The organism is Lishizhenia sp., from assembly GCF_057456495.1.
In genome coordinates this window covers 1-10,231 of the sequence record NZ_JBVCPV010000111.1, presented here as the reverse complement: position 1 = coordinate 10,231, position 10,231 = coordinate 1, and the positions used below count along the sequence as shown (strand labels likewise).

The 10,231-nt window shown below is 38.0% G+C and carries 10 protein-coding genes; 7 read left to right on the top strand and 3 right to left on the bottom strand.

The window, feature by feature from the left end:
* The 4 genes from AC22ZQ_RS09100 to AC22ZQ_RS09085 form a co-directional block, all read left to right on the top strand.
* The coding region (locus tag AC22ZQ_RS09100) for a T9SS type A sorting domain-containing protein (protein ID WP_318958468.1) at nt 1–3,423 on the top strand (3,423 nt) is incomplete at its 5' end.
* An 84-nt stretch (nt 3,424–3,507) separates the two neighbouring features.
* Nucleotides 3,508–3,822, top strand: coding sequence for an antibiotic biosynthesis monooxygenase family protein (locus tag AC22ZQ_RS09095; protein WP_318958467.1), 315 nt, complete (start codon nt 3,508–3,510; stop codon nt 3,820–3,822).
* Nucleotides 3,823–3,824: 2 nt separating this feature from the next.
* The gene (locus AC22ZQ_RS09090; protein WP_318958466.1) at nt 3,825–4,184 is read left to right on the top strand and encodes a DUF1801 domain-containing protein; all 360 of its coding nucleotides are present in this window, start codon (nt 3,825–3,827) and stop codon (nt 4,182–4,184) included.
* Nucleotides 4,165–4,692: a hypothetical protein gene (locus AC22ZQ_RS09085; protein ID WP_318958465.1), complete on the top strand. Its 528-nt coding sequence runs from the start codon at nt 4,165–4,167 to the stop codon at nt 4,690–4,692. The genes AC22ZQ_RS09090 and AC22ZQ_RS09085 overlap by 20 nt, the downstream gene beginning before the upstream one ends.
* Here the strand turns inward: AC22ZQ_RS09085 and AC22ZQ_RS09080 are convergent.
* On the bottom strand, nt 4,684–5,286 hold the full coding sequence (locus AC22ZQ_RS09080; RefSeq protein ID WP_318958464.1) for a toxin-antitoxin system YwqK family antitoxin: 603 nt from the start codon (nt 5,284–5,286) through the stop codon (nt 4,684–4,686). The two genes, AC22ZQ_RS09085 and AC22ZQ_RS09080, sit on opposite strands and share 9 nt — an antisense overlap.
* Complete coding sequence (locus AC22ZQ_RS09075) at nt 5,283–5,780, bottom strand: C40 family peptidase (protein ID WP_318958463.1); 498 nt, start codon at nt 5,778–5,780, stop codon at nt 5,283–5,285. The genes AC22ZQ_RS09080 and AC22ZQ_RS09075 overlap by 4 nt, the downstream gene beginning before the upstream one ends.
* Before the next feature lie 205 nt (nt 5,781–5,985).
* On the opposite strand from AC22ZQ_RS09075, the gene AC22ZQ_RS09070 reads away from it, so the two are divergent.
* The 3 genes from AC22ZQ_RS09070 to AC22ZQ_RS09060 all read left to right on the top strand — a co-directional run bounded on the left by AC22ZQ_RS09070 (nt 5,986) and on the right by AC22ZQ_RS09060 (nt 9,013).
* Nucleotides 5,986–7,002 (top strand): helix-turn-helix transcriptional regulator, encoded by a 1,017-nt coding sequence (locus tag AC22ZQ_RS09070; protein ID WP_318958462.1) that lies wholly within the window; start codon nt 5,986–5,988, stop codon nt 7,000–7,002.
* 84 nt (nt 7,003–7,086) lie between these two features.
* Nucleotides 7,087–7,860, top strand: a complete 774-nt coding sequence (locus AC22ZQ_RS09065) for an enoyl-CoA hydratase-related protein (RefSeq protein WP_318958461.1) — start codon at nt 7,087–7,089, stop codon at nt 7,858–7,860.
* A 10-nt stretch (nt 7,861–7,870) separates the two neighbouring features.
* Complete coding sequence (locus AC22ZQ_RS09060; RefSeq protein ID WP_318958469.1) at nt 7,871–9,013, top strand: 3-hydroxyacyl-CoA dehydrogenase NAD-binding domain-containing protein; 1,143 nt, start codon at nt 7,871–7,873, stop codon at nt 9,011–9,013.
* Nucleotides 9,014–9,073: 60 nt separating this feature from the next.
* Here the strand turns inward: AC22ZQ_RS09060 and AC22ZQ_RS09055 are convergent, their stop codons facing one another.
* The gene (locus AC22ZQ_RS09055) at nt 9,074–10,003 is read right to left on the bottom strand and encodes a tetratricopeptide repeat protein (RefSeq protein WP_318958460.1); all 930 of its coding nucleotides are present in this window, start codon (nt 10,001–10,003) and stop codon (nt 9,074–9,076) included.
* Nucleotides 10,004–10,231 lie beyond the last annotated feature (228 nt).

Genomic DNA, 10,231 nt, shown 5'->3' with positions numbered 1-10,231 from the left:
GCAGTGAATTCAACCTTCACAAATAATATTGCGAACCGAGCAGGTGGAGCAATTGAGGCAGTTGCTGGTACAACGGTTACTTTAACTGCGTGTAGCTTATCAAATAACAATGCTGGTGTTAGTCCGGCAACGCCTGTGCCAGGTAATGGAGGTGCATTGCATATTACGGGTGCAGGAACGGCTGTAATCACAGGAGGTACCTACGCCAACAACATGGCTGCCGCAGAAGGTGGGGCACTTTGGAATGGATCAGGAACCATGACCATAGATGGTGCGACCATTACAGGAAATACTGCTTCAGGAGATGCAGCAGACAACGGAGGTGGAGGTATATACAACCTCAATAACGGAACATTAAATATTTCCAATGCTATCATTACTAATAATAACGCTGATGGAGCCGCTGGTTCTGGAGGTGGGATATTAAATGATGTGGATGCAACTTTATCTATCACAAATACGGTAATTACAGGGAACTCTGCGCTAAGAGCAGGAGGGGGAATTGAAGGTGTTGCTTCGGCAGGATCAAATTCAATTACCCTCTCTGGGGTTACATTAAACAATAATATGGCTTCATCAGCTCCAGGAAATGGAGGTGGTTTACACATGACAGGTCCCGGAACGATTAATATTACTGGAGGAACAGTGAATGGAAACACGGCTGGATTAGAAGGTGGTGGATTATGGAATGGAACGGGAACGATGACCATAGATGGTACGAGTATTTCTGGTAATACGGCTTCAGGAGCAGCTGCCGATAATGGTGGTGGAGGAATCTATAACCTTTCTGGAGGAACACTTATGATCATGAATGCGAGTATTGCTAATAACAATGCTGATGGTGCTTCGGGATCAGGTGGAGGAATCTTAAATGACGTGAATGCTTCTTTAACAGTAGACAATACTTCCATTACGGGTAACTCAGCGTTAAGAGCAGGAGGAGGAATTGAAGGAGTTGCCACTGGTGGTTCCAATGACATTATACTAACAAACGTCAATCTGAACAATAACATGGCCTTATCTGCTCCAGGTAATGGTGGTGGATTACACATGACCGGTCCAGGTACAATAGATATTACCGGAGGAACCGTAAATGGAAATACAGCAGGTTCTGAAGGTGGAGGTCTTTGGAATGGTGTGGGAACTATGAATATTGATGGAACTACTATTTCTGGAAATACGGCATCTGGAGATTTAGCAGACAATGGTGGTGGAGGAATCTACAACCTCAATAACGGAACATTAAATGTTTCGAATGCGGTCATCACAAATAATTCAGCCGATGGAGCTTCTGGTTCTGGGGGTGGAATATTGAATGATGTAGGCGCTATACTAACAGTAAACAACTCTTTCATTACCGCTAATTCAGCTTCAAGAGCTGGAGGTGGTATTGAAGGAAATGCAACAGGAGGAACTTCTTTTGTAACACTCAATAATGTTAATTTAAATAATAATATGGCCCTATCTGCTCCCGGAAACGGTGGTGGATTACACATGACGGGTGCTGGAGTTATCGCAATTACTGGAGGAACGGTAAATGGCAATACTGCCGGTTCTGAAGGTGGTGGGCTATGGAATGGTTCAGGTTCAATGGATATTGATGGAACTACCATTTCTGGAAATATAGCTTCTGGCGATGCCGCAGATAATGGTGGTGGTGGAATCTATAATTTTAATGGAGGTGACCTCACGATTATAAATGCAATTATTTCAAATAACTCTGCCGATGGAGCTGCTGGTTCTGGTGGTGGAATATTAAATGATGTAGGGTCTGATTTGAGCATCAGTAATTCGAGTATAACCTTAAATTCAGCAATGCGAGCTGGAGGGGGAATTGAAGATAATTCAGGAGGAAGTACTTTGATGCTTTCAAATGTAAACTTAGACAATAACTCTGCTTTGTCAGCCCCTGGAAACGGAGGTGGATTACACATCACGGGTGCAGGTAATGTATCGATTATTGGAGGAACTGTTAATGGGAATTCAGCTGGTTTAGAAGGAGGAGGACTCTGGAATGGGTCAGGAACCATGACGGTGAACAACACAGAAATCATGAACAATGTAGCCCTCGGAGCCGCTGCTGACGATGGAGGAGCTGCCATTTTTAACGTATCTGGTATATTGGATCTTGTTGCTTTAGATATAGAAAGTAATATGGCAACGGGAACTTCTGCCTCTGGAGGAGCTATTTTGAGTTTAGATGGTGATGTAAGTATACTAAACTCAAACTTTTTTGCCAATGCGGCGAATAGAGCTGGAGGAGCCATTGAATTGGTAAATGGAACCTTGGATATTACAGCATGTGATTTTATTGATAATGATGTAGATGGAACTGCAGGTACCCCTGCGCCGGGTAATGGTGGTGCTATTCATATTACTGGTATGGCAGACATTACTATAAACGGTGGATCTTTCGAGAATAATGTTGCTGGAAGAGAAGGAGGAGCCTTGTGGAATCAGACGGGTTCTACCATGACCTTAACTGAAGTAAATATTGATGGAAACCAAGCCAATGGTGATGGAGAAAGCTTTGGTGGTGGAGGAATATTCGTCAACGGAGGAGATGTTATTATTAATGCATCTACTTTGATAAATAACGTTTCAAATGGAGCCTTAGGAAATGGCGGTGCTATACATATTAAGTCTGGTAGCGCAACGGTTATGACTTCAACAATATCAGGAAATTCATCTATGAATCACGGTGGTGGAATTTACTCAGATTCAGAATTGAACATTAATGCTTCGACTATCGTTTATAATTCAGCAAGTAACGAAGGAGGTGGTGTGGCAAATAACAGCCTTACGGTTCCTTCATTAAAAAATACAATTGTTGCACTTAACGCAGGTTCTAGTGCAGATTTATATACTTCTACATCACCTATCACCAGTGATGGATACAACTTAATCGGTGTTCTTGAGGTAAGTACCCTTGCAACTGCAATGGGGGATATCACAGGAACGGTCACTCTCCCTGTAAACCCAGTTATCTCTCCATTGGCTTTTAATGGAGGGGTAACTTTAAGTCATAGTTTGGCTGTAGGGAGTCCAGCATACAATGCAGGTGCACCTTCGGATATGTTTGTAGATCAACATGGTAATGCAGTTTATGACGGAACAAGAGATATAGGTGCGGTTGAAGCTCAAAATATTTTATTGAATGTGGAGGAAGACCTTGAGCAATTTGGAATTTCAGTTTATCCTAACCCTGTAACATCGGGTGTTTTAAATGTGAAAATGGTACAGCTAGACGGAGAAGTTTTACAAGGAAAGCTTATAGAGATGTCTACCGGTAAAATAGTTCAGGTGTTCAAATTAAATCAAATGCATACCAAAATCGATGTAGGTGAATTAGCGAAAGGATTATACATATTACAGCTAGATAACGACGACGAATCGGCTAACTTTAAGTTTGTACTTCAGTAAAATTAGTAGCCGCTTAAATTGATGAGAGATCTTCGAAAGAAGATCTCTTTTTTGTTTGTAGATTTGGTAAAAATCTTTTCAAGGATGATAGCAGAAACTCCCAAACCGCCCTATTATGCGGTAATCTTTACTTCAACTCGAACTGAGGTAGTAGAGAATTACAAAGAAATGAATGAAGCCATTGAAGAAGCCGTAAAAGATGCTGATGGTTTTTTAGGCGTTGAAGCATGCCGAGAAGAGGTGGGAATTAGCGTATCTTATTGGAAGGATTTGGAATCTATTCGCAAATGGAAAAATAACCCCTTGCATTCACTTGCCAAAGAGAAGGGGAAATCAGCTTGGTTTGCCACGTTTAAAACGAGAATTGCCAAGGTTGAGATGGATTACGATTTCCTGTAGCCATGGAAGAGAACATCAATATATACTTAAAACAAGATGAACCCTTACAGTCGTGCTGGTTGACCTTAAGGTCAATTATTCGGAAGCATGATGAATTGATTACGGAGTGTGTGAAATATGGATCACCCTGTTTTTTGTATAGAGATAAAATTTTGTGTTACCTCTGGAAGGATAAAAAATCCAATCAACCCTACATCCTTTTTTCTGATGGGAATTCTTTACATCATCCAGTCCTTGATTTTAAAGGGAGAAAAAAGATGAAAAGTATGGAGGTTGATCCCAACAAGGATATTCCAATTGAATTGGTGAAGGAAGTATTAACCCAAGCCATAGCCGTGAAGAATGGAAAACTTTCGAAATAAATTAAAAGTGCTTCTAGAGACCAGTACAGGGCAGGAAAGGAAAGCTCTAGCAAATGAAATGTTGACGCTGGGCTTTGTGCCTTCTCAATTTTCAGACTTTTTTCAAGAGCCTAAATTAGGACGCAGATTGGCATGGATGATAACTGATTTGGCTCATCTCGATGCTGCTTATTTGTCCAAAGACTTATCGGAATTATGGCGCATTTCTCAAACTGTAGAATCGTTCGATTTCAAAAGTTCATTTACAAACTATTGGAGGTATTGTGGTGTACCCATTGCGCAAGAATCTGAAGCAATCAATTACTTATTGTGTGTATTAGAGGAATCTTCTTATAATACCACTACCAAATCAAGAGCATTATGGGTGATGGAATTATTAATAGGAAAGTACCCAGTTTTAGCTCGAGAATTGAAAGCAGTACTTCGTGCTAATTACATTCACTACGAAAAGGGAATGCAACAAAGGGTTCATAAATTTTTACGGCAAAAAAAAAGCGAATTATTGTAATTCGCCTTCTTTGTATTTTTGTTCAGAGATTATATTTCCTTCTCTGTCATAAACGAAATAAGATCCATCTAAATATCCATCCTTGTAATTTTCTCTCATATAAATGATAGAATCGGAATTGGGATAGTAACGTATACAAGCTCCGTTATAATTAAATCCATATAAGGTTTTTTGTTGGATACTCGCTTCTGGATCAACCACTTTTAAAGAGTCACAATTACATTCAAAGGCATTAGCTTTTGTTTGGCCAAGGTATCTTCCATCCTTATATAAGGTAAATTCTAGGGTGTCTCCCGAAGGTGAATAAACAATGTATGCACCGTGTAATCTTCCTTTAAAAATTTGCTTTGCTTCCAAAATCTTTTCAGGTTCATTGGCGTAATAGGAATAACAAGTTCCCGTATATAAGGTATCCGCCATAAGGTATTCTCCTTGTCCATTCTTTACCAAACTATCGCAGTCACAAGAGGCTAGATTTTCGTACACTTCAAATTCTCCAAGCATTAATTTAGATTTTGCTTCACCATAGGTCAAGCTGTCATCCTGACAAGAAAATAGAGTGATTAATAAAAGGGCAAAAACAGTAATTCTCATGGTAGTATTCTCAATGTTTTAATATAACGCTTTCTGTACCCAGTAGTGTATAATTTACTTTCTACAACGCCACTGTGTTTTTTAGATGACGACGAATGTATAAAAATGATTTCATTTTCTGTGATGTTTGTAACGATTCCTAGATGCCCCGGTTTTCTAATCGCAGCATTTGTACCTGTAAATACAAGAATGTCGCCAATTTGAATTTCATTCAATGGAATGGTATCCTCAAATGGATGATAAGATGAAGATGTTCGAGGTAGCTTGCATTCAAAATTTTTAAAGACAAAATATACAAACCTAGAACAGTCAAAACCTTTTGGGTTCGTACCTCCATATTTGTAGGGTGTACCTAAGTATTTTAGGGCAAAGTTCACAATACTATCGTTCCAACAAACACTGTCGCCTAAAAAGGCTGTACTGTCTGGTTCAATTTCTTTAGAGTAACCTGTTGTAATTACAAACAAAGAAATAAGTAGAATGAGTTTTTTCATGGATTAAAATTACAAATTGTTCAGCTGTAAAACGGTTGTTAATGGAAAAGTAACAAGAAAATGAGCGCTATTCTCATGTATTAATTTTACATGAATTTATAGGAAAAGCAGGTCTTTACTGTTAAATGTAAAAGCTTTCTCTTATTTTTGATGAGCGCTGATTTTTGGCGCGATATTCAGGAAAAGAACGAAAGAAAATTTCATCATGCCTCACATTAAAAATGCACTTATTCGTTACAGAATTATTGATAAATGTTTACGTAACAAATACAAACCCTTTCCAAGTAAACAAGATTTAAGACAAGCTTGTGAGGAAGCGTTATATGGAGATTCTACAGGTGAGAATATTTGTGATTCAACGATAGAAAAAGACATGTTCGCTATGCGTATGGAACATGATGCTCCTATTAAATATTCGAAAAGAGACAGAGGGTACTATTACACAGAGGATGATTTTACCATCAATGAAATTCCGTTATCTGAAGATGATGTGCAAGCAATTAAGTTTGCGGCAAATACACTTGTACAGTTTAGAGATGTGGATATGTTTAAGCAGTTTGGTTCTGCTTTAGATAAGATCTTTGATCGTGTAAATATTTCCAATAATCCGAACGATAAGGAACTGGATAATTACGTACAGTTTGAAACGGTAACCGAATTTAAAGGAAGTGATTTTTTAAGTCCTTTGTTGAAAGCAATTAAGGAACAAAAAGTAGTTTACTTCGATTATGAAAGCTTTGTTTCTGGGAAAAAGAAAAGACGTAAGGTTACTCCTTTGTTATTGAAAGAATATAGGAATAGATGGTATTTAATTGCTTTTGACTTGGTCAAAGATGCTATCATCACCTATGGTTTAGATAGAATGATGGATTTGGAGCTTTCTGAGGAAACAGGAAAACAACCAACGAATTTTAATGCAGAATTGTTCTTCAAACATTCAGTAGGTATTACAGCTAACGAAAACAGTCCAGAGCTAATTAAGTTCAAGGCCAATAACGTCGCTGCAAAATATATTGCATCTCAACCTTTTCATGCTTCGCAAAAAGTAGTGAAAGAAGGGAAGAAGCGTACAACCTTCGAATTAGAGGTATTGATTTCAGAAGAATTGATTCGTCAATTGGTAAGTTACGCTTTTGAAATAGAGGTGGTGAAGCCATTGTGGTTGAGAGATGAATTAGCAATGCGTTTTCAACAATCTGTAGAATTATATAATAACATATAGTATTGTGAAGTAGTAAAATGTTGCATCTGCAGTAAATATTGGCTTTTGCATTCATTTTGGCTATTTTCGCCCAAAAGAATAATCATGGTTTTAGATATACAAAATAATGGAGGTGTTCGTACGATCACTTTCAACCGTCCGAAGGTATTTAATAGTTTTAACCAAGCTATGGCAATGGCTTTGCAAGAAGAGTTAGATGCTTGTGCTACGGATGATAGCGTAAGATGTGTAGTGTTAACAGGAGCAGGAAAAGCGTTTTGTGCTGGTCAAGATTTGGCAGAGGCTACGGATCCGAACGGACCAGAATTGAAGTCTATCGTAGCCAAACACTACAATCCGATTATTGAAAAAATTAGAAATTTAGAAAAACCAGTTATTGCTGCAGTTAATGGAGTAGCGGCAGGTGCAGGTGCAAACATTGCATTGGCGTGTGATATTGTTTTTGCCAAAGAAAGTGCAAGCTTTATCCAGGCTTTTTCTAAAATAGGTTTAATACCAGATTCAGGAGGAACCTTCTTCTTGCCACGTTTAATTGGTGCGCAAAAAGCTATGGCATTGATGATGACGGGAGATAAAGTAAGTGCAGCTGAAGCTGAAAAGCTAAACATGATTTACAAAGTATTGGGAGAAGAAACTTTCGAAGAGGAAGTTACTGCTTTTGCTGGTAAATTAGCGCTTATGCCAACCAGAGGTTTAGGACTTACTAAAAAGGCTATCAACCAAAGTTTTACGAACGATTTAACACAGCAGTTAGCTGTTGAAGAAGAGTTACAGGCAGAAGCAGGGCAAACCCATGACTTTAATGAAGGTACAAGTGCGTTCTTAGAGAAAAGAAAACCAGAATTTACAGGAAAATAATATTGAAATGATAGAAGTAGGAGTTTTAGGAGCAGGTACAATGGGAGCAGGTATTGCTCAGGTTGCTGCTCAAGCCGGACACCAAGTAAACTTAATAGATGTTAATGCTGATGCTTTAAAAAGAGCAAAGGCAAGCATGGAAAAGATTTTTAATCGACTAGTTGAAAAAGGAAAATATTCTGCAGAAGAAGCAGAAATTATTTTAGACCGTATCAACTATTCTGGAGATAGAAACGATTTTCAAAATTGTGGATTAATCATAGAGGCAATTGTTGAAAACCTTGAGGTGAAGCACAAGATGTTTAAACAAATGGAATCTATCGTGAGCGATGATTGTATTTTGGCTTCGAACACTTCTTCTCTTTCTGTTGCTTCTATTGGGTCTGTTTTGGAGAACCCAAGTAGAATGATAGGAATTCACTTTTTTAACCCTGCACCATTAATGCCTTTGGTAGAAATTATACCAGCGGTTCAAACAAGTGAAGCGGTAACTAAAGAGGCCAGAGCTATCATTGACTCATGGAAGAAAGTTACAGTCTTGGCAAAAGACACTCCTGGGTTTATCGTGAACCGTGTAGCACGTCCTTTCTACGGAGAAGCTTTACGTATTTATGAAGAAGGTGTAGCAGATTTTGCGACTATCGACTGGGCAATGACTGAGTTAGGTGGATTTAGAATGGGACCATTTACTTTAATGGATTACATTGGAAATGACATCAACTATACGGTTACAGAAACAGTATTTAAATCTTTCTATTACGATCCACGTTACAAGCCGAGTTTTACACAAAAACGTCACGCTGAAGCAGGATACTTAGGTAGAAAATCAGGTAGAGGTTACTTTGACTATGCTGAAGGAGCAGTGAAACCAGAGCCAGTTAAAGATGAGGTGTTAGGAAGAAAAATCTTAAACAGAATTTTGGCTATGTTGATCAATGAGGCCGTGGATGCTTTGTTCTTAAACATCGCCTCTAAAGAAGACATAGATTTAGCCATGACAAAAGGGGTGAACTACCCGAAAGGATTGTTGGCTTGGATGGAAGAAATAGGTGAAGAAAATGTATTGAACCAATTACAAGAATTATTCGAGGAATATGGAGAAGACAGATACAGACCTAGTCCATTGTTAAAGCGAATGGTAAGAGAAAAATAAAGAATACTAAAAAGCCCCGATGCAAAATCGGGGCTTTTTTATGTTTCAAGAAAATTCAATTTACTTATTTAGAATGTCTTTGGCACGTTCACTATAAAATCCACCTTGATGCGCAATTTGTTGAAGTAAGGCCCTTGCTTTTTTATTTTGTTTAAGGTCTATATAAGTCAAATAACTCAACCATTCAGCTTCTTCTTTAAAGTTACCATAGCTCAGTGAGTAGGATTTTTCAAAATAATCTAAAGCCACCTTTCCTTCGTTTAAATTGTAGTAACATAAACCACCATAGAAGTGCGCATTTACATCGTTTGGATAATGATCGAGTATTTTATTGAAGCGTACAAGCGCCTTTTTATACATGCCTTTTGAAAAGTAGTACATGCTTTTTTCTAAATATTCGATGTAGGGTATATCTACTTCTTCATACTCGAAATTTTGTTCTGATGTCTGTTGCGCTTCCTGATTCGCAGGAGTACCAGACATTACCAATTTTTCCTCTTTCATTCTTTCCTTTCTGTAAGGACGGTAGTCTACCAGTTTTAAATCATAGAGGTAAATTTCTTTTTTTATCTGATAATTCAACTGAGGTAGCTCTTGCTTATTTAATTCGACCTCTTCAATATTCAATTTATCCATCAATATTTGGGGCTGATGAAGTTCTTCTTCTTCAGAAGTTTTTCCCTTTCTTAACTCAACAAGTTCTGTTCTATCTAGCGTATGTTCTAATTCTTTGGGTTGCAGAACCGCTATAGCTTGTTCATCTTGTTTGTTTTGTTCTTCAACTTTGTTTGTTTCTTTATCTTCTAGAATGGGTTCATCCATTTTAATAGGAGTAGAAACTTCTGTAACCGTTTTAGGGTCTTCTTTGTTTTCTAGATTGATGAATATGAAGAATAAGGTTAAGAGTGCACTACCACCAATTAAGGTGATGGTCCACTTTTTAGAAGAATTTCCTTGACTACGTGCAAATCTCTTGTCCAAAGACTCCATGCTTTTTTGCGCATTATGTCCTTCCCAACCTTCAAAAGCTTCTGTTTCAAAGTTGTCTGAAAGTGCAGCACGTTCAATTTCATTTTTATCTATTGCTTCAAACTAAAATTTTAGAAGATGCCTGGAAGACTCTGATGAGCCATGATCCTGTATTAAAAAAATGGTATTTTGGATGGGCAAATATGCTAATTTATGTAAATAATGAAATTGGAAACGAGCTATACAATC